Origin of the sequence: Tunturibacter gelidoferens (genome assembly GCF_040358255.1) — a bacterium.
Taxonomy (GTDB): domain Bacteria; phylum Acidobacteriota; class Terriglobia; order Terriglobales; family Acidobacteriaceae; genus Edaphobacter; species Edaphobacter gelidiferens.
In genome coordinates this window covers 3,767,050-3,785,488 of record NZ_CP132938.1, presented here as the reverse complement: position 1 = coordinate 3,785,488, position 18,439 = coordinate 3,767,050, and the positions used below count along the sequence as shown (strand labels likewise).

Sequence of the window (18,439 nt, the reverse complement as noted above, 5' to 3'; positions counted from 1 at the left end):
ACGGCTCATGTTCACCTTAGCTGAAGAGGAACTCTTTGGTGCGGAGTTCTTTTACTGTGTCGCGGAGCTTGGCGGCTTTTTCGAATTCGAATTTTTTGGCGGCTTCTCGCATGTCGGATTCTAGTTTGCCGATGTAGGTGTCGAGCTCTTGTTGGGTGGAGAAGTCGGGCATGCCTTCGGCTTCGTCGGTGAGGTCGGCGTAGTCGGCTTTGAGGATGCCGGCGAGGCCCATCTCTATTGGGCGGATGATGCTTGCGGGGGTGATGCCGTTTTCTTCGTTGTAGGCGACTTGCTTTTCGCGCCGGCGGTCGGTCTCGTTGATGGCGCGCTGCATGGAGTCGGTCATCTTGTCGGCGTAGAGGATGGCGCGGCCTTCGACGTGGCGCGCGGCGCGGCCGATGGTTTGGATGAGAGAGCCTTGCGAGCGGAGAAAGCCTTCTTTGTCGGCATCCAGGATGGCGACGAGGGAGACCTCCGGAAGGTCGAGGCCTTCGCGTAGGAGGTTGATGCCGATGAGGACGTCGTACTCGCCTTTGCGGAGGTCGCGGAGGAGCTTGATGCGTTCGAGGGTTTCGATCTCGGAGTGCATGTAGCGGCAGCGGACGCCGACTTCGGTGTAGTAGCTGGCGAGATCTTCGGACATTCGCTTGGTGAGGGTGGTGACGAGGACGCGTTGGTTTTTTGCGGTGCGGTCGCGGATCTCGGCGAGGAGGTCGTCGATCTGGCCTTTGATGGGACGGATTTCGACCTGAGGATCGATGAGGCCGGTGGGGCGGATGATCTGTTCGACGACTACGCCGGCGGATTTTGTGAGCTCGTAGGGGCCGGGGGTGGCGGAGACGTAGATGATCTGGCCGGTGCGGGACTCGAACTCCTCGAAGCGGAGGGGGCGATTGTCCATTGCGCTGGGGAGACGGAAGCCGTAGTCGACGAGGTTCTGTTTGCGGCTGCGGTCGCCGTGCCACATGCCGTGGAGTTGGGGGACGGTGACGTGGGACTCGTCGATGAAGAGGAGATAGTCCTGGGGGAAGTAGTCGAGGAGTGTGGGCGGCGGCTCGCCGGGGAGACGGGCGGAGAAGTGGCGGGAGTAGTTTTCGATGCCGTGGCAGAAGCCGACGGATTTGATCATCTCGAGGTCGAAGCGGGTGCGCTGGTGGATGCGCTGGGATTCGACCAGGCGGCCTTGGTTTTCCAATTCCTTTTCCCACCACTCCATCTCTTCGATGATGGAGTTGACGGCGGTGGTCTTGCGCTCGGGTTGAACGACGTAGTGGGATTTGGGGTAGATGGGCAGGCGGGAGTATTTTTGCCGGATGGTGCCGAAGAGGGGGTCGATCTGGGAGAGTGAATCGATTTCGTCGCCGAAGAGCTCTATACGGTATGCGTTTTCGTCATAGGTTGGGTAGACCTCGATGATGTCGCCGCGGACGCGGAAGGTGCCTCGGCGGAAGTCTACGTCGTTGCGCTCGTAGAGGATTTCGACGAGGCGGCGGGTGATGTCTTCGCGCTTAATCTTCTGGCCCTTTTCTAGGAGCATCAACATGCCGTAGTAGGCTTCGGGCGAGCCGAGGCCGTAGATGCAGGAGACCGAGGAGACGATGATGGCGTCGCGGCGTTCGAAGAGGCTGCGGGTGGCGGCGAGGCGAAGTTTATCCAACTCTTCATTGATGGTTGACTCCTTCTCAATGAAGAGATCGCCGGCGGGGATGTAGGCTTCGGGTTGGTAGTAGTCGTAGTAGGAGACGAAGTACTCGACAGCGTTGTTGGGGAAGAAGGTTTTGAACTCGTGATAGAGCTGGGCGGCGAGGGTTTTGTTGTGAGCGAGGATGAGGGCGGGGCGTTGCAGCTCTTCGATGACCTTGGCCATGGTGAAGGTTTTTCCGGAGCCGGTGACACCGAGCAGGACTTGATCTTTTTCTCCGGCGTGGATGCCGGAGATGAGCTCGGCGATGGCGCGGGGCTGGTCGCCCTGGGGCTTGTAGGTGGTCGAGAGCTGGAAGTCCATCTCTATAGGATAGTTTATTGAGAGGGTTAGTTGCGAAGAGTGAGAGTAGCAACAACAAAGAGAAAGGCGAAATGCGGGGGTCTCTCCACTTCGGCGGCAAGTGCGCCGCCTACGGTCGAGATGACGGCATTTTTTGACTCAAGGAGGTTGGGATGAGTGTGGGAACTGAGTTGTGGCTGGTGCGGCACGGGGAGACGGAGTGGAGTTTGAGTGGGGCGCATACGAGCCGGACGGATATTCCGCTGACCGACCATGGGCGAAAGCGGGCGGAGGAGCTAAGAGATTACTTGAGGGGCACGAAATTCGATGCTGTGTTTGAGAGCCCGATGCAGCGGGCGCGGGAGACCTGTGCGATTGCGGGGTTTGGAGATCGGGCGGTGGTGGAGAACGGGTTGAAGGAGTGGGACTACGGCGTGTATGAGGGCAAGACGACGAAGGAGATTCAGGCGGAGATTCCGGGATGGTCGGTGTGGAAGAACGAGATTGTTGGCGGTGAGACGGTGGAGCATGTTGGGGAACGCGCGGATGGAGTGATTGCGCGTGCGCTGGCGGCCGCTCCGCAGGGAGGGAAGGTGGCGCTGTTTGCGCATGCCCATATTTTGCGAATTCTGGCAGCGCGGTGGATTGGGTTGGCTGCTACGGGTGGGAGTTTGCTGGCGCTGGGGACAGGCAGTGTGAGTGTGATGGGGTGGGAGCGGGAGACGCGTGTGATTTCGAGCTGGAATCGTGGGTTTGAGTAGGGCTAGAGCCGATTTGCTGTTGGTGTGGAGGAAGGCAACCGCAGATTCCCTTCGGGAATGACAAACAAAAGGGCACGGCAGACTCTACGCCAACTGCTACTTTGCTCTAGAAGTTTTTGATGTGCTGTGGTTGTAGTCCTACTCCGACGAAGCGGGCTGGGAGATTTTGGAAGCCCGGGATGCTGGTGAGGATGCGGAGAGCGAGAGGTGGGTGGATGGGTCCGGGGTTGCGGAGGACTCGGTTGAGTATGCGGTGAGCGAAGACTTGCACGCGCTGAGTGTTGCGAACTGCGTTTGCGCGATAGTGCTGCACCTGGGCCAGATTGTGCGGGCTGAGGGTGTTGGAGAGTAGAGCTTCGGTGAGGATGTTGGCTGCGGCGACGGCGTCCTGGATGGCGATGTTGATGCCGATGCCTCCGACGGGAGACATGGCGTGGGCCGCGTCACCGATGCAGAGGAGGCCGGGGGAGGACCACTCGAGGAGGCGGTTGACCTGGATGGTGAGCAGCTTGACTTTGTCCCAGGAGTCGATCTCGGCGGTGCGGCCGGCGAGGAAGGGCACGATGCGTTCGATGCTTTGTTGGAAGGCGGGTAGACCTTCCTGCTGGATGGCGGGGAAGGTGCCTTTGGCGATAATGTAGCCGACCTGGAAGTAGTCGTTGCGGTTGATGAGGATGATCAGTCGGCCGTAGTTGATGTAGCCGAGTGCGTTTTCGGGGTCGGAGGGTTGGCGTGCGAGCTTGAGCCAGAGGACGTCGACTGGGACGCCGACATCCTGGAGCTGCAGCTGGCCGGCATCGCGGGAGATGGCGTGGCGGCCGTCGCAGCCGACGGTGAGGGTAGCTGGAATTTCGGCTGGGCCGTCGGGTGTGTTGGCGCGGACACCGATGGTCGCGTCGTTTTGCTGGATGAGGCCGGTGGCTTCCCAGCCCATGCGCAGAGTGAAGGTGCGCAGATGGATGGCTTCGCTCGAGAGAAAGTTGAGGAAGTCCCACTGCGGCATGAGGGCGATGAACTTGCAGCGGGCAGGGACGTGGGAGAAGTCGGCGATGGGGAAGCGCTGTCCGCCGATGGTGGCGGAGAGTGCTGCGACCTGAGAGTGTGGGATGGTGAGGAACTTTTCGAGCAGGCCTAGTTCATCCAGGAGATCGAGCGTGGAGGGGTGGATGGTGTCTCCGCGGAAGTCGCGGAAGAAGTCGTTGTGTTTTTCGAGGATTGTGACCTGCACGCCGGCGCGGGCGAGGAGAAAGCCCAGCATGATGCCTGCGGGACCGCCGCCGATGATGCAGCAGGTGGTGGCGAGCGGGTTGGGCGTAGCGGCCATGCGTGGTGTTGAGGGTAGCAAGCCGCGGGGAGGGCGTCAAAAGGTTTGCTAAGAATTTGCGAGGACGAAGGAGAGCCAGTCGGCGGGGGCGTGCGCGAGGTGATCGGGCGGGGCATCTTCGAGGGAGTGGGGCTTGAGGCCGAAGGTGCAGCCGATGCTGCGGGCGCCACAGTTGCGGGCGGTGAGGACGTCGATGTCGGTGTCGCCGACCATGATGGTTTCGGCGGGGGTGATGGTGTGGCCGGAGAGGGTGGAGGCTTCGGAGATGAGGGCTTCGAGGCCGTGGGGGTCGGGCTTCTTGGTGTGGAAGCTGTTGCCGCCGTAGTTCTGAAAGAAGAAGCGGGAGAGGCCGAAGTGATCGCAGATGTCGCGGGAGGGGTGGACGGGTTTGTTGGTGAGGACGGCCATCAGGAGCTCGGGGTGTGTGGCGCGGAGGGCTTCGAGAGCTTCGAGGACGCCGGGGTAGACGTAGGTGTAGTCGAGTTTGTGGATGCGGTAGTAGTCGAGGAAGAATGTAAGCGCTTTGGTTACGTATTGCTCGTCGGTGATGTCGCCTTCGGGATCGCCGATGGCGCGGCGGACGAGCATGGAGGCTCCGTCGCCGATGTAGCCGGAGATGACGGCTTCAGGGAGGGTGGGTTTGCCGAGATGGGCGAGGGTGGCGTTGACGGAGTTGCAGAGATCGACGCGCGAGTCGATGAGGGTGCCGTCGAGATCGAAGACGATGAGGCGGGGAGGGGCTGCGAGAAGCATTGGTTAAGGGTAAACGATGGCGCGATTGCATCAGAGCGGATTTGCTGTTGGTGTGGAGGAAGGCAACCGCAGATTCCCTTCGGGAATGACAAAAAAAAGGGGCACGGCACACTCTACGCCTACTGCTACTTTGCTCTAAAAAAGACGGTGGCTGTGGTTGTGTTCGCGGCCACCGTCTTTTGTTTTGGGGGAAGGACTACTTGATCTGGATGTCGCCGGAGCCGGTGCCGATGCGGAGCGTGGGGCCACCGCCGCCTACGACCGCGCTGACGTGGTGACGGTTGAGGCTGCCCTGCATTGTCATGGGCTGAGCGACGCTGATGTTTCCGGAGCCGGTGTCGGCGTCGAGGTTGAAGTGAGCGTTGCCGACGGAGAGATGAACGTTGCCGCTGCCGGTGGAGAGCTTCCAGTCGCTGGTGGGCTGGCCTTCGGCGGTGATGTCGCCGGAGCCGGTGCTGGCTTTGAGTGCTCCGGAGAGGCCGTGGAGCTGGATGTTGCCAGAGCCGGTCTCAGCCTTGACGTCGCCGGGGCCGGTCTGTTGTAGTTCGATGTCGCCGGAGCCGGTACCGAGTGTGGTCATGCCCTGAACGCCGTGGACGTGGACGTTTCCGGAGCCGCTTTGTGCTTTGACGGAGGCGCCAACGTCCTGAATTTCAATATCGCCGGAGCCAGTGGTGGAGTTGATGGTGGAGGCGTGGGGGAGGGTGATGTCGTAGTCGATGGAGATGTTGCGGAAGAGGTCGTTGTTGTGACGTTCGCCGATAGTGATGTCGTTGCCGCTCTGGACGATGGGCGGGTTGCTGATAATTTGCTGGATGCGGCTGTCGGTGTCGGAGCCGCCACTCATCCAACCGTGGCTGGAGTGAAGGTGCGCGACGATGTGGACCTGATCTCCAGAGCCAGGATGAAGACGGATCTGGCCGGAGCCAGTGGAGACTGAAACGTTGGGAGAGCTGCCGGCGCTGAGGGTGCGCTCGAAGTTGCCGTCGGCGGCGAAGGCTGTGGCTGCAGCGAGAGTGAGCATTGCGGCGGTGGAGGCGAAGACTGTTATCTTCATGGCGTTCCTTTTTTCGACTTTTCGACTCTGGGTAACTGCGGTTTAGATGTTAGCTCGTCGGGTTGCGATCTTTGTGCGCTCGATCTGGCGGACTTTATTGTTGCCACTGGCCTAGCAGGTTATTGCTGAAGGATGACGGTGTCGCCGGGGTTGAGGCCGGCGAGGATCTCGGTTTTGGTGCCGTTGGAGATGCCGGCCTTGATGTCGATCTTTCTGCGGCCGGTCTTCTGTTTGGGGTCAGGGACTTCGACGGAGGCGTTGCGGTCTTTGTCGTAGAGAACGGCCTGCTCGGGTACAGTGAGGACGTTTTTGTGCTCTTCGAGGAGGATCTCCGCGTTCGCGGTCATGTTGGCTTTGAGTTCGCCGCCGGGGTTGTCGATTGAGACGCGGACCTCAAAGGTGGTGACGTTATCCTTCTCTACGCCGAGGGGTGCGATCTTGGTGACTTTGCCGAGAAAGGTCTTGTCCTTGAAGGACTCTACTTTGATGCGGGCGGCCTGGCCCATGTAGACCTTGCCGATGTCGGACTCGTCGACCTTGCCCTGAACGTAGACCTGGTTGGTGTCGCCGATGGTCATGACGAGGGTGGCGGTGGAGCCGAGGACGAGGATGGAGCTGACGGCGTCGCCGATCTCGACGTCGCGGGAGAGGATGGTGCCGTCCATCGGAGAGATAACGGTGGTGTAGCCAAGTTGCTCTTCAAGTTGCTTGAGAGATGCCTGATTCTGGGCTACCTGGGCCTGTGCCTGGCGGAGCTTAGAGGTATCAACGGAGATTTGAGATACGGCCTTGTCGCGGGTGTTGGCGGCAGAGAGGTACTTCTGCTGAGCATCGTCGAGGGCCTGCTGTGAGACCACACCCTCTTTGGACATCTGGAGGTTGCGATCGTAGGTGTGCTTATACATGGGCAGGTCGGGCGCTTCGGCGTTGACCTTGTCGTACTGGATGGAGGCTTCGGCGGCGCGCGCGTTTGATTCGGCGGCGGCGAGCTGGGCCTTCTGCGCGGCTACCTGATCAAGGATCTCCTGCTGGTCGAGTTGAGCGAGAACCTGGCCCTGATGGACGTGGGCGTTGATGTCGGTGTCGAGGCGAGTGACAATGCCCGAGGCTTTGGATTTGACCTCTACTTTCGTGATGGGCTGGACCTTGCCGGTGGCGACGACGGACCGGGCAATGTCTCCGCGCTCGGCTTTGGCCAGCTGGGAGGGCTCGAACTTGGTGGTGTTGCCACGGGCAGCTGCGACCACCCCGAGAACGACCGCCAAGACGACGACGCTGAGGCCGACCCAAAGCCATGTTTTCCGTTTATTTTTACGCTGCGTGGCCAATTGCTTGCTCCCGTTGGTGCTGTGGATATGAGTCTTCGGAAGGTGGTTACGCAGGAATACGCTGCGCGGTTCCGTCGACTGCGAAAAAGTTTACGTGAAGGTGCGGCGATGTTGCAGAGTCGACGTTTAGACGGGGGAGTTGGGAGGGAGGAAGCAGTGAGGCAGGAGCGAGTCTGTGAATTTATGCGTACTTTCGGAGTACGCCGAGAACCTTGCCCTGGATGCTGACATTCGCGGCCGGGGCGTAGATGGGAGACATCTCGGTATTGGAGGGTTGGAGACGGATCATGCTGCCTTCGCGGTAGAAGCGTTTGAGGGTTGCGTCGGAGCCGTCGATGAGAGCGACGATGATCTCGCCTTCGCGCGCGGTGCGTGTGCGCTCGACGAGAACATAGTCGCCGGAGACGATGTGCTCGTCGCGCATGGAGTCGCCTCGTACTTCGAGGGCGAAGACTTCGCGATTGCCGATGATGTCCGAGAGGGAGATGCTCTCTGCGCTCTCGATTGCTTCGACGGGCTTGCCGGCGGCGATGCGGCCGAGCAGAGGCAGACGGTCTGAGCCCTTTCTGCCGCTTCGAACGGGGAGCACGTCAATGGAGCGGCTGCGGTTGTGTGCGCGCTGGAGGAGGCCTTTGTTCTGGAGATTGGTGATGTGTTTGTGGACGGTGGCGAGAGAGCTGAGACCCAGGCCGCTGGCGATCTCCTCGTAGGAGGGCGAGTAGCCATTCTTCTGAGTGAAGCTGGAGAGGAAGTCGATGACCTCTTTTTGTCGCCGTGTAATTGCCATGCCGATGATTGTAGCGAATAAAAAGCGAATTGCAAGGTGGTTTAGAGATTTATTTCCGGGAGGTATTCGAAGCGGTCGCACGCGGCTTGGGGCAAGAGCGAGAGATATGCTGATTTCATGAAGATTAAGGAAGGTTGGATTCGGATCTTTGGGTTGGCGATGGTGTGGGCGCTGATGGTCTCGGTGGGGTGGGCGCAGGAGCGTGCGCAGAAGATCGCGGAGCTGGGTAGTTGTCCTTTGGAGAGCGGGAAGGTGGTGCTGGATTGCCAGGTTGGGTACCGCACCTTCGGTGCGATGAATGCTGATGGGTCAAATGTCGTAGTGATGCCGTCCTGGCTGAATGGGCGAAGTGAAGATCTGATTCCTTACTTCGGCGAGAAAAATACAGGACATCGGCTCGTGGATACATCGCGATTTTTTGGGGTGGCGTTCGATGCGTTTGGGGATGGGGTTTCTTCGTCACCATCGAATAGCAAGAGACAGCACGGGCCGGAGTTTCCGGTTTTTACGATGGAGGATATGGCGCGGGCGCAGTATCGCGTGTTGACGGAGGTGCTGCATGTGCGTCATGTGCACGCTGCAGTTGGGCTGTCGATGGGCGGCGAGCAGGTGTTTGCATGGGCAGTTCTGTTCCCGAAGTTTATTGATCGTGCAGTGCCGATTGTGGGGACGCCACAGGTGACGAGTTTTGATCTGCTGTCGAAGCAGATCGTGATCGACGCGATTGAGGCGGACCCTGAATATAGGCATGGACGCTATGTAACGGAGCCGCAGTTGAAGCTTGCGAATGCGATCGGGACGTTGATTGTGACCGCACCGCAGTATAGAAATGCCGAGGTGCCGAGGGAGCAGTTTGCGGAGTGGTTGAAGACGGTGGAGTCGCCGCAACGACAAGATGCGAATGACAGGGTGTGGCAGGCGAAGGCGGTTATGCATCATGATGTGCTGCATGGAAGAACGATAGAAGATGTTGCGCGAGGAGTGCCGGTGAAGTTTCTGGTGATTGTGGCGGCGGAGGATCGAATGGTGACTCCGCAGCCTGCGCTGGAGTGGGCGAAGGCTGTTGGGGCGGAGACGTATATTTCGGCGGGAAGCTGCGCGCACTTGATCATGAACTGTGACGCTGAAGCTGTGTCGTTACGGGTGGAGCGGTTTTTGGCGCAGTGATGCGGCTATTCCCATTTTGAAATCGGTCACAGAAAACTTCGCGAAGAAGTCTTGTCAGGACAGGCCGGATGCACCAAGGTAATAACACGCAACCGAAACGGTAATGTGATTTCGGTTGAGTGTGATGACCTGAAGATCTTGATTGTGCCTTGGGAGACACGAAATGCGAGTTTTGATTGTGGAAGATGACGCAGCACTGGGATTGTTTCTCCAGAAGGGCTTGAAGCTGGAGGGACACCAGGTGGATTGGGTGGGAGATGGCGAGGCTGGGTTGCGGCACGCGGAGGAACATCGTCCGGACTTGATCGTGCTGGACCTGAGTCTTCCACGAAAAGATGGGACTGAAGTGCTGGAGGAGATGCGCGGGCGCTTCGATGAGACCTCGGTGCTGGTGCTGACTGGCCGCAGCTCGGTGGAAGAGCGGATCAAATGTTTGAACCTTGGCGCGGATGATTGCTTGTTAAAGCCCTTCAGCTTTCATGAACTGACGGCGCGGTGCCGGGCGCTGCTGCGGCGGAGGGAGCAGTTTGCCGATCCGGTGTTGCGGCATGGCGACGTCGAGCTGAACCGGATGGAGCGCAAGGTGATGCGGAATGGACAGCTGGTGGATCTTACGGTGAAAGAGTTCAGCCTGCTGGAGTTTTTGCTGATGCGGCGTGGGCAGTGCTGCAGCCGGAGCGAGCTGCTGCGGGATGTGTGGCAGATGTCTCCCGATGCCGGGACCAATGTGGTGGATGTTTACATTAACTATCTGCGGCGCAAGCTGGCGGCGGCTAGTGTGGATGGCGACCTGGGGTACTCGGTCATCGAGACGGTGCGGGGAGAGGGTTATCGGATGAGTAGCGGGCGCAAGAGTGTGGGCCGGGTTGGCGTGCTTCCGGTGAGTGCGGCGTATGCCGGTGCGTGAGCTGGTGCAAGAGGCAGGTCGCGCAGAGTTTGTGGAGCGCCTTGATGTCGCGTTGCACGGTCTTTGCCAGCCGTTGACGGTGTTGCAGTGCAGGCTGGCGATGGGCGAGATGATCGGAGAGCCGGATGCGATGCTGGAGGCAATTCGAGAGGCTTTGAAAGAGTGTGTGCGGTTGAACCAGACCGTTGGAACGATGAGGACGATGTTGCAGCAGGTGAAGGCGGATACGAACGACGAGAGGATAGGGTGACGGAGATGGGCATGGGACGGGAGTCGGTGTTGAACTCATTGTCAAATATGGATGCAGCCGAGGCGGCTGCTACGCGGACGGTGGTGTTGGCGAGTGCGGATGCGGGGTTGCGGCAACGGCTGCGTGCTTCTCTAACGGGGCTGCGGTGGCAGGTTCGCGAGGCCAGTGGAGGGGCGGAGGCGATGGCGCAGCTTGAGGACGCACGTTCAGAGGCGCTGCTGGTCGATAGCTGGCTGCCGGATCTTGAGGTGGGGGAGTTCGCGAGCGTGATCCGGATGATGTATCCAGCGATGGAGCTGCTTCGGGTGGATGGCGGTGTGGATGGCGGAGCGCGGAGTCCACGGCGTAATGAGTTGCTGCATGCGTTACGAGAGGCTCAGAACGCTCCGGTGAACGATACGGCGGCTTGGGCGGCGGCTCCGGTCTCGGTGCCTTCGCCGGCTCCGGCAGCCTCTGCCTCTGGTGTGGGAGCGAAGGCGCCGATTCGGATGCCGTCTCCGGTACGAAAAGATGTTGGACAGGATGAAGCTCGGGAGAGAGAAGAGCAGGTTCGGCTGGAGTCGACGCGGCAGGCGCTTGCGGTTCTGCTGGGGCGGGAGGAGGCAACGCGGCCGGTAGCGAAGAACGAGGCGATGTTGCCTGAGATGATTGGTGCGAGCGAACCGATGCGCGAACTGACGCGGTTGATTCGGCTGGTGGCTCCTCGGTCAACGACTGTGCTGATCGAAGGAGAGACGGGAACCGGGAAGGAAGTTGTGGCGCGGGCGTTACATCGCCTGAGCGAGCGCGCTGGGAAGCCGTTTGCTGTGTTGAACTGCGCCGCGATTCCTGAAGCTCTGCTGGAGGCTGAACTGTTTGGACATACGCGCGGAGCCTTTACTGGGGCGGTGCAGTCGCGAACCGGACGGATTGAAGCGGCACATGGGGGAACGCTCTTTCTGGATGAGATTGGTGAGATGCCGATGGCGCTGCAGGCGAAGATGCTGCGGTTCCTGGAGTGTGGCGAGTTGCAGCGGGTTGGCGATAACGAGACGATGCGCGTGGATGTGAGGGTGATCGCGGCGACGCATCAACCATTGGAGAAGCTGGCTACGAGCACTGGCGCGGAGAGAACGTTTCGATTGGATCTCTACCATCGGCTGGCTGTTTTTCCGGTGGAGGTGCCGGCGCTGCGGGATCGGATGGAGGATCTCGGGTTGCTTGCAGAGCATATTCTGGAACAGATGGGGAAGGAGATGCCGCGTAAGAGGTTGACCGTTGAGGCGGAGGCGAAGCTGTACGAACATACCTGGCCGGGAAATGTGCGGGAGCTGATGCATGTGCTGGAGCGTGGCGCGATTCTGGCAGGGGAGAAGATGGAGATTGGGGAGGAGGAGATTCGTTTCCGGCGGGCTACTCGGAGTTAGGACGGGTAGCCTGGAGTTAGGTGGCTGGCTTGGAGTCAGGGGCGGCTGGCTGAATTCAGAATGAGGTGTTCGGAGTTCGCAGGAATTAGGATGAAGTTTTTTTTGGCGGCTGGCGGTTGGTGGTTTTTGCAGGGGTTTCTGGGAAAATGTGGGTTTCGCTGTGGTGTTTTGATGGTGAAGACGTGGTGAGATGTGTGGTGAAGGTGGTGTTTTAGCATCCACTTTTTGCGTGACAAAAGGTACGCCACCAATTTCAAACATATTTAGACAATCGCGGTTTCTGGTTTTTAGATAATCACGATTTCGAACTTTTTCAGGCAATCTGTGGTTGAAAGATAATTCGGGGTTGGAGATTGATAAGAGCGCTCTCATTTGAGAGCGCTCTTGTTTGGTCGTACGACTGCATATGTCATGGCGTGGAGGTGCAGGACATATGCAGACGACAACAGCGATGGGCGACGCGTTGGGACGATATCTGGATCTGACCAGTCAGCAGATGCAGGGGACTGCCAGGAATATGGCGAATGTGGATACGCCTGGGTTCAAGACCCAGGGCTTCGATTTCGAAGAGGTGTTTGCGCAGCAGTTGAACGATGGCGCGGGCGCGGCGGGTCTTGAGGGTGTGCAGGCTCCGATGCAGGATGTCGATGGACTGGTGGCACGGCCGGATGGAAATAACGTGTCGATGGACCGCGAGGGCTTGCAGCTTGCTAAGGCGCAGATGCAGTTCAAGCTGGGGACGCAGCTTTTGAAGGGCGAGTTTGCGACGGTGATGAGCGCAATTCATATGGATTCGAAATAAGCCATGAATATCTTCGGAGTGATGGATGTGAGTGGTTCGGCGTTGAAGGCCGAGCGGGTACGGGCTGAGGTGGTGGCTTCGAATATGGCCAACGCCGAGACGACACGGACGCCTGAGGGCGGGCCGTATCAGCGGCACCATGTGGTGTTTGAAGCCCAGGGTGGCGGGACGTTTCAGGAGTCGATGGCAAACCAGTTGGGCGGTGGCTCGAGCGTTGGTGCTGGGAGTGGCTTCAAAAATATCTACACCGGTGGAATCAGCGGTGGTTTGAGTGGTGATCTGACGGCTGCCAATCCGACGCCGGGCGGAGTTGAAGTGACTGGTGTGATCGCAGATGCAAGTAAGCCGCTCGAACGGTATGACCCCTCGCATCCGGATGCGGGGGCGGATGGATTTGTAGCGTATCCGGATATCAACCCGCTGACCGAGATGGTGGATCTGATGGGGGCGACGCGGTCGTATGGGATGAATGCCTCGGCGATTACGGCGGAGAAGAGCATCTTCAACTCTTCGCTTGATCTATTGAAGTAAAGAGCCAGTGCAGGTGAAGTAAGGCGATCGTGCAGGGCGTGAAGACAGAGAAGAGATAAGAAGGAGAGGGAGGGATTGTGGTCGGATTACCTGTTGGTTCCGGAGTGATGAGCGGAGTGGGGATGGGGGGCCTCGATGATGGCTTTCTGAGTGACGCCGGGGTTGCGGCGTCGAACGCAGGGGGCGCGGGCAGCGTGCCGTTTGCGGGGGTGTTGCAGTCGATGGTGAAGGAGACGACGAAGCTCGACCAGAAGGCGTCGGAGGCCGTGACCGGATTGTTGAATGGCTCGGGTGTTGAGGTTCACGACGCAATGATTGCGACGCAGAAGGCGAATATGGCGTTTGAACTGGCACTGCAGGTGCGAAACAAGGCAGTAGGCGCTTATCAGCAGATGATGGGCATGCAGTTTTAGGAACTTAGGGTTCAGAGAGACGCTGGGGCGAGATGGCTGAGACAGAACAGGTTGGCGGGGCAGGGATTCAACGAGCGGGACAAGCCGGCGCTGGTGTGGCTGGCGGTACACCGCTCGAGAAGACGCAGGCGATGGTTTCGGCGATGCGTGAGCGGCTGATGGCGATGCCTGCGGCGAAGAGAACGTGGCTGATTGCGGCTGGAGTCTTTCTAGCGGCTGTGTGCGCTGGGATGGTCTGGTTGGCGGGGCGTCCGGATTGGCGCGTGCTGTTCAACGGTCTCGATGGGAAGGACGTGCAACAGGTCTCGCAGGAGCTTGCGGCGGCGGGGATTCCGTACGAGACGACGGCGGATGGTGCTGGGGTCCAGGTGCCGGCGGATATGTTGGATAAGGCTCGGATGGAGGTTGCTGCGAAAGGAATGCCGCAGACCGGGCGACTTGGCTTTGAGTTGTTTGACAAGCCGAACTGGGTGGGTAGTGAGTTCGATGAGCGGGTGAACTATCAGCGTGCTTTGGAAGGCGAGCTCGAACACACGATTGGAACGCTGGGAGTGGTGAAGTCGGCGCGTGTGCACCTTGTGCTGCCGCAGCCATCCTTGTTTACAGCGGAAGAGAAGGTGGCGAAGGCGTCGGTAGTGTTGAAGCTGAAGCGGGCGGCGCTTGATCCGGAGCAGGCCGATGCGATCCGCAGTTTGGTGGCGGGGTCGGTGGAGAATCTGAGTGCGGACCAGGTGACGCTGGTGGATGCGGATGGGCGCGTGAACTTCAAGCCGCGTTCGAGCAATGCGGCAGAAGCTGATGCGGAGCAGGCGATGGAGGCGAAGCTGGTCGCGATGCTGGAGCCGCTGGCTGGACGCGACAATGTGCGGGCAACGGTGAATGTGAGTTACGACGAAGGCAGCGAGGAGCGGACCGACGAGGTTTACGACCCGACTGAAGTGGCGACGTTGAGTATGCAGAAGAGCGAACAGGTATCGACTGGGCGGGGAGGGCCCTCGGGTATTCCTGGGACGGCAAGTAATTCGCCTGGCGCGTCGCCTGAGGGTGCGGTGGCGGGATCGCAGGTGGCGGCTGCGCCGGGTACTCCACCGCTGCTGCAGAAGCAGACCCAGGCGTTGCCGGTGTATCCGCAGCAGAATGGAGCTCAAGGGCAGAGCATCCATCAGGAGAATGAAACCTATGGAGTTACAAAACATCTGGTGCATACGGAGCAGGGGCCGGGGCGGGTGCGGCGTGTGTCGGCTGCGGTGGTGGTGAACGATCGGAGCGTGACCGAAGGCGCGGGCAAGCTGGAGCATGTGGTTTGGAAGCCGCGGAGCGCGGAGGAGATGCATCGGCTGGAGGAGCTGGCACAGGCCGCGGTGGGCTACGATGCACGGCGCGGTGACCAAGTGGTGATGCAGAACGTGAGCTTCAGCACGAACGCGCCTGAGGTGAAGCCGCCGACGATGGACAGGCTGATGGAAGAGGTGCGTGGATTGCTGCACACGCAGCCGGGACTAATGCGAACGGCGGTGATCGGGCTTTGCGGCGTGCTGCTGGTGCTGTTTGTGTTGCGTCCAGTGGCGACCCAGATGACTGCGACCTTGCGCGAACCGATGCTGCTGCCAGCCGAGACCGCACACGTTGGGATGAATACCGACGAGGAGCAACTATTGGCCTCGAGTGAAACGCCGGACGAGATGCTTCCGCGAACGAGGAACAAGACCTACCAGTTGCAGCAGGGAATCTTTGAGCAGGTGTCGGAGCACATTCGACGAGAGCCTGGGCAGAGCACACGGTTGATCGAGGCATGGATTGGGACGTCTGAGGAGAGGTCGTAATGGGGACAGCGATGCAGTTTTCAGGGGCAGAGACGACGCGGCAGAATCCACTGCTGTTGACACCGGAGTCGGGGTTTGTGCCGGCGGATATTCCAGGACTGCGGAAGGCCGCGATCCTTATGGTCGCGATCGGTGACGAACTGGCGAAGACGCTCTTCTTGAGCCTTTCGGAGAATGACGTACGCCGGGTAACCGAGGAGATAACGCGGTTGGGAGATGTTCCGGCGGCGCAGTTGACGCAGGTGCTGACGGAGTTTTATGGACTGCTGGAAACGCAGCAGTACATGGTTCGCGGCGGCCCGGACTACGCGCTCAAGCTGCTGACGGAGGCATTTGGGGCGACCAGAGCAGAGGAGCTGCTGCAACAGGTAAAGAAGATTCGCGAACGTACGAACGGCGACATGGCGATGTTGCAGAACATGGACGCACAACACCTGAGCAAATTTCTGGAGAACGAACACTCGCAGACGGTCGCTCTTGTGCTGGCGCATCTGGATGCCAAGCGTGGCTCGACGGTGTTGATGAATCTGCAGGGAGCGATGCGCGTGGATGTGGTGCGGCGGCTGGCGGAGATGCGGCAGTTCTCGCCGGAGATGGCGCAGACGGTTGCGATGGCTTTGCACAAGCGAATGGAGAAGATGGGGTCGAGCGGGCGGAAGTCCTATTCGGGTTTCAAGGCAGTCGCGGAGCTGTTGAACCGGTTGGACCAGGGCGAGAGTCGCGGAATTTTGGAAGAGATCGAACAGAATGAGCCGAAGGTGGCGATTGGAATACGGGAGCTGATGTTTGTCTTCGAAGACCTCTGCACGGTGCCGGCGGAGAGTATTCGCGAGTTCGTAAGTTCTGCCGACAAGAAGGTGCTTGCGATGGCGCTGAAGGGTGGTAAGGACAATGTGAAGGCTCATCTGTTCAAGGCGATGAGTTCGCGCGCGGTCGATATGTTGAAGGAGGACATGGAGGTGATGGGGCCGGTACGGATGCGAGACGTCAACGCAGCGCAGCAGGAGCTGTTGGCATTGGCAAGGCAGCTCGAGAGCGAGGGCAGGATGATCTTGAAGATGGAGGTGGATGATGATCTCGCCGTCTGAGAACGCCGGGACAGATGCAGTCCGCAGCGCTGCAATGCGGTTGCCGGAGAGGTTGGTGAAGCCAAGTGCCAGGAGCGTTTCGCGGCTTGAGTTTTATCCGGTGGATCGGCAGGAGCCCGCTGCAGAGATCGTGACAGAGGACAAGATTGTTGATGTGGAGACTTTGCTGAAGGAAGAAGAGGCACTGGACGGACGGTTGCGGTCGCAGGCGGAGCAGATGTCGGCACAGGTTGGAACAGCGCGGAGTGAGGCGGTGGTTGAGGCTCGTCTTTTGTGGGAGGCCGAGCTTGAGGAGAGGATTGCGAAGGAGCGCTCGCAACTGCAAAAAGTTGAAGAGGAGTTTTTCCAGGAACGGACGAGGTATTTTGCCGGAGTGGAGGGTGAGGTCGTTAAGTTGGCATTGGCAATCGCTGCACGGGTACTCCATCGTGAGGCGAAGCTTGATCCACTTCTGTTGACAGGCGTGGTAAGAGTAGCGCTCGAGAAGGTTGCAAAGGATAGTGCGGTAGTGCTGCGCGTGCCTGCCGGCGAGGTCGAGATGTGGCAGGGAGTATTTGCTGCGAATCAGGAGTCTGCTCTGAAGTTGGTGGGAGATGAGCGGCTGGTGGCTGGTGAATGTGTGCTCGAAACCAACGTTGGCAGAGTGGAGCTGGGCGTGAGTGCGCAGTTGGAGGAGATTGAACGAGGCTTCTTCGATCTGATGCAGCAGAGGCCAGCATGAGCAACGATGCACAGGGCACGGTGGATGTGAGTTCGAACGGCCTCGGGAATTACATGACCCAGTTGGCAAATCGACCGGCCTGGCGGTGGAGTGGACGTGTGGTGGAGGCAAATGGACAGACGGTGGAGGCTGAGGGTCCGCTGTGTTCGGTGGGGGAGTGCTGCGAGATTGTCGATAGCGAGGGGCTGAGGCACAGGGCGGAGGTGATTGGGTTTCGCGGACGGCATGTGCTGGCGATGCCTTTGAAGGAGACACAAGGAATTCGATACGGGGATGCGGTGCTGGCGATGGGAGTGACACCGCAGATCGCCGTAGGGACGGAGATGGAAGGACGGATCGTCGATGCTTTGGGGGCTCCGCTTGATGGGCTGCCGACGCCGAGGGCGGCAGAGATGTGGCCTCTTGATGGGACGGTGCCGCACCCGATGGAGCGTGAGCCGATTCGAGAGCCGCTGCAGACGGGGCTTCGTGTGTTGGATGGAATGTTGACGGTGGGGCGTGGACAACGAGTGGGGATCTTTGGCGGCTCGGGTGTAGGCAAGAGCACGTTGATCGGGATGATGACGCGGAACACGGCGGCCGATCTTACGGTGGTCGGGCTGGTGGGAGAGCGTGGACGCGAGGTCCGGGAGTTTGTAGAGGATTCGCTAGGGGAGGAAGGACGCAAGCGATCGGTCGTGTTGGTTTCGACGTCGGATCAGAGTCCGTTGTTGCGAATGCGGGCGGCGATGGCGGCGACGTCGGTGGCGGAGTTCTATGCGGCGCGTGGGAAGCATGTTCTGCTCGTGTTGGATTCGTTGACGCGGTATGCGATGGCGGCGCGAGAGCTGGGACTTGCGGCGGGAGAGCCTCCGGCTAGTAAGGGGTATACGCCATCGGTGTTTGCAAAGCTGGCGAAGCTGGTAGAGCGCGCGGGCAACTTCCGCAACGGGAGTATTACGGCGTTTTATACGGTGTTGATGGAGGGTGACGACCAGCAGGATCCGGTGGTGGATGCGGTGCGATCGCTGCTGGATGGACATGTGGTGCTGTCGCGGTCGATGGCAGCGAGTGGATGGTATCCGCCCGTAAACGTGTTGGATTCGCTAAGCCGGTTGATGCCTGCGGTGACTATGCCGGAGCATCGTGCGCAGGCTTCGAAGGTGCGAAGACTGCTCGCGGCACATGCGCGGTCGGAGGATTTGATCCGCATTGGAGCTTACAAGGCAGGGACCGATGAGGACCTGGATCGGGCGGTTCGGGCGATGCCGGCCCTGCGTGCATTTCTTGAACAGGGAAGCGACGAGCGCGTGACGATGCAGGAGAGTGTGGCACGGCTGAACGCGATGGAGCTATAG

General features: G+C 59.7%; 18 protein-coding genes. 12 read left to right on the top strand and 6 right to left on the bottom strand.

What is annotated here, in order from left to right; genetic code table 11:
- Positions 1–16 precede the first annotated feature (16 nt).
- Complete coding sequence (gene uvrB, locus RBB81_RS16555; RefSeq protein WP_353071410.1) at positions 17–2,005, bottom strand: excinuclease ABC subunit UvrB; 1,989 nt, start codon at positions 2,003–2,005, stop codon at positions 17–19.
- 152 nt (positions 2,006–2,157) lie between these two features.
- Here uvrB and RBB81_RS16550 point away from each other — a divergent pair, with 152 nt between their 5' ends.
- On the top strand, positions 2,158–2,745 hold the full coding sequence (locus RBB81_RS16550; protein WP_353071409.1) for a histidine phosphatase family protein: 588 nt from the start codon (positions 2,158–2,160) through the stop codon (positions 2,743–2,745).
- Between the two features lie 106 nt (positions 2,746–2,851).
- Here RBB81_RS16550 and RBB81_RS16545 read toward each other — a convergent pair whose 3' ends face one another.
- The 5 genes from RBB81_RS16545 to lexA form a co-directional block, all read right to left on the bottom strand.
- Positions 2,852–4,069 carry an FAD-dependent oxidoreductase gene (locus RBB81_RS16545; RefSeq protein WP_353071408.1) on the bottom strand — a complete coding sequence of 406 codons (1,218 nt, stop codon included), beginning with the start codon at positions 4,067–4,069 and terminating at the stop codon, positions 2,852–2,854.
- 48 nt (positions 4,070–4,117) lie between these two features.
- Positions 4,118–4,822: an HAD family hydrolase gene (locus RBB81_RS16540; protein WP_353071407.1), complete on the bottom strand. Its 705-nt coding sequence runs from the start codon at positions 4,820–4,822 to the stop codon at positions 4,118–4,120.
- Positions 4,823–5,018: 196 nt separating this feature from the next.
- Positions 5,019–5,879, bottom strand: a complete 861-nt coding sequence (locus tag RBB81_RS16535; protein ID WP_353071406.1) for a DUF4097 family beta strand repeat-containing protein — start codon at positions 5,877–5,879, stop codon at positions 5,019–5,021.
- A gap of 119 nt (positions 5,880–5,998) precedes the next feature.
- Complete coding sequence (locus RBB81_RS16530) at positions 5,999–7,207, bottom strand: efflux RND transporter periplasmic adaptor subunit (protein WP_183788105.1); 1,209 nt, start codon at positions 7,205–7,207, stop codon at positions 5,999–6,001.
- A 181-nt stretch (positions 7,208–7,388) separates the two neighbouring features.
- Complete coding sequence (gene lexA / locus RBB81_RS16525) at positions 7,389–7,994, bottom strand: transcriptional repressor LexA (protein ID WP_179583881.1); 606 nt, start codon at positions 7,992–7,994, stop codon at positions 7,389–7,391.
- A 117-nt stretch (positions 7,995–8,111) separates the two neighbouring features.
- On the opposite strand from lexA, the gene RBB81_RS16520 reads away from it, so the two are divergent.
- The 11 genes from RBB81_RS16520 (at position 8,112) to RBB81_RS16470 (ending at position 18,439) form a co-directional block, all read left to right on the top strand.
- Positions 8,112–9,161, top strand: coding sequence for an alpha/beta fold hydrolase (locus tag RBB81_RS16520; protein WP_353071405.1), 1,050 nt, complete (start codon positions 8,112–8,114; stop codon positions 9,159–9,161).
- A 163-nt stretch (positions 9,162–9,324) separates the two neighbouring features.
- Positions 9,325–10,068, top strand: coding sequence for a response regulator transcription factor (locus RBB81_RS16515; RefSeq protein WP_179583877.1), 744 nt, complete (start codon positions 9,325–9,327; stop codon positions 10,066–10,068).
- Positions 10,055–10,318: a hypothetical protein gene (locus RBB81_RS16510; protein WP_179583875.1), complete on the top strand. Its 264-nt coding sequence runs from the start codon at positions 10,055–10,057 to the stop codon at positions 10,316–10,318. Before RBB81_RS16515 ends, RBB81_RS16510 begins: the two co-directional genes overlap by 14 nt.
- 5 nt (positions 10,319–10,323) lie before the next feature.
- Positions 10,324–11,724 carry a sigma-54 dependent transcriptional regulator gene (locus tag RBB81_RS16505; RefSeq protein ID WP_353073947.1) on the top strand — a complete coding sequence of 467 codons (1,401 nt, stop codon included), beginning with the start codon at positions 10,324–10,326 and terminating at the stop codon, positions 11,722–11,724.
- Positions 11,725–12,157: 433 nt separating this feature from the next.
- Complete coding sequence (gene flgB, locus RBB81_RS16500; RefSeq protein ID WP_179583873.1) at positions 12,158–12,526, top strand: flagellar basal body rod protein FlgB; 369 nt, start codon at positions 12,158–12,160, stop codon at positions 12,524–12,526.
- A gap of 3 nt (positions 12,527–12,529) precedes the next feature.
- Positions 12,530–13,057, top strand: a complete 528-nt coding sequence (flgC, locus tag RBB81_RS16495; RefSeq protein ID WP_179583871.1) for a flagellar basal body rod protein FlgC — start codon at positions 12,530–12,532, stop codon at positions 13,055–13,057.
- 77 nt (positions 13,058–13,134) lie between these two features.
- Entirely contained in the window at positions 13,135–13,470 is a 336-nt protein-coding gene (gene fliE / locus RBB81_RS16490) for a flagellar hook-basal body complex protein FliE (RefSeq protein WP_348641529.1), read from the top strand.
- Positions 13,471–13,502: 32 nt separating this feature from the next.
- On the top strand, positions 13,503–15,293 hold the full coding sequence (gene fliF, locus RBB81_RS16485; RefSeq protein WP_353071404.1) for a flagellar basal-body MS-ring/collar protein FliF: 1,791 nt from the start codon (positions 13,503–13,505) through the stop codon (positions 15,291–15,293).
- Positions 15,293–16,381, top strand: coding sequence for a flagellar motor switch protein FliG (fliG, locus tag RBB81_RS16480; protein WP_353071403.1), 1,089 nt, complete (start codon positions 15,293–15,295; stop codon positions 16,379–16,381). Before fliF ends, fliG begins: the two co-directional genes overlap by 1 nt.
- Positions 16,362–17,102 (top strand): FliH/SctL family protein, encoded by a 741-nt coding sequence (locus RBB81_RS16475; RefSeq protein ID WP_179583865.1) that lies wholly within the window; start codon positions 16,362–16,364, stop codon positions 17,100–17,102. The genes fliG and RBB81_RS16475 overlap by 20 nt, the downstream gene beginning before the upstream one ends.
- Complete coding sequence (locus tag RBB81_RS16470; protein WP_353071402.1) at positions 17,099–18,439, top strand: FliI/YscN family ATPase; 1,341 nt, start codon at positions 17,099–17,101, stop codon at positions 18,437–18,439. The genes RBB81_RS16475 and RBB81_RS16470 overlap by 4 nt, the downstream gene beginning before the upstream one ends.

Bases quoted from the DNA above. Each gene is read 5' to 3' on its own strand.
- fliG (WP_353071403.1), top strand. From the start codon at position 15,293: ATGGGGACAGCGATGCAGTTTTCAGGGGCAGAGACGACGCGGCAGAAT.
- flgC (WP_179583871.1), top strand. From the start codon at position 12,530: ATGAATATCTTCGGAGTGATGGATGTGAGTGGTTCGGCGTTGAAGGCC.
- RBB81_RS16505 (WP_353073947.1), top strand. From the start codon at position 10,324: ATGGGCATGGGACGGGAGTCGGTGTTGAACTCATTGTCAAATATGGAT.
- RBB81_RS16470 (WP_353071402.1), top strand. From the start codon at position 17,099: ATGAGCAACGATGCACAGGGCACGGTGGATGTGAGTTCGAACGGCCTC.
- RBB81_RS16535 (WP_353071406.1), bottom strand. From the start codon at position 5,879: ATGAAGATAACAGTCTTCGCCTCCACCGCCGCAATGCTCACTCTCGCT.
- flgB (WP_179583873.1), top strand. From the start codon at position 12,158: ATGCAGACGACAACAGCGATGGGCGACGCGTTGGGACGATATCTGGAT.
- RBB81_RS16545 (WP_353071408.1), bottom strand. From the start codon at position 4,069: ATGGCCGCTACGCCCAACCCGCTCGCCACCACCTGCTGCATCATCGGC.
- RBB81_RS16510 (WP_179583875.1), top strand. From the start codon at position 10,055: ATGCCGGTGCGTGAGCTGGTGCAAGAGGCAGGTCGCGCAGAGTTTGTG.
- RBB81_RS16550 (WP_353071409.1), top strand. From the start codon at position 2,158: ATGAGTGTGGGAACTGAGTTGTGGCTGGTGCGGCACGGGGAGACGGAG.
- lexA (WP_179583881.1), bottom strand. From the start codon at position 7,994: ATGGCAATTACACGGCGACAAAAAGAGGTCATCGACTTCCTCTCCAGC.
- RBB81_RS16540 (WP_353071407.1), bottom strand. From the start codon at position 4,822: ATGCTTCTCGCAGCCCCTCCCCGCCTCATCGTCTTCGATCTCGACGGC.
- RBB81_RS16520 (WP_353071405.1), top strand. From the start codon at position 8,112: ATGAAGATTAAGGAAGGTTGGATTCGGATCTTTGGGTTGGCGATGGTG.
- fliF (WP_353071404.1), top strand. From the start codon at position 13,503: ATGGCTGAGACAGAACAGGTTGGCGGGGCAGGGATTCAACGAGCGGGA.
- uvrB (WP_353071410.1), bottom strand. From the start codon at position 2,005: ATGGACTTCCAGCTCTCGACCACCTACAAGCCCCAGGGCGACCAGCCC.
- RBB81_RS16475 (WP_179583865.1), top strand. From the start codon at position 16,362: ATGATGATCTCGCCGTCTGAGAACGCCGGGACAGATGCAGTCCGCAGC.
- RBB81_RS16515 (WP_179583877.1), top strand. From the start codon at position 9,325: ATGCGAGTTTTGATTGTGGAAGATGACGCAGCACTGGGATTGTTTCTC.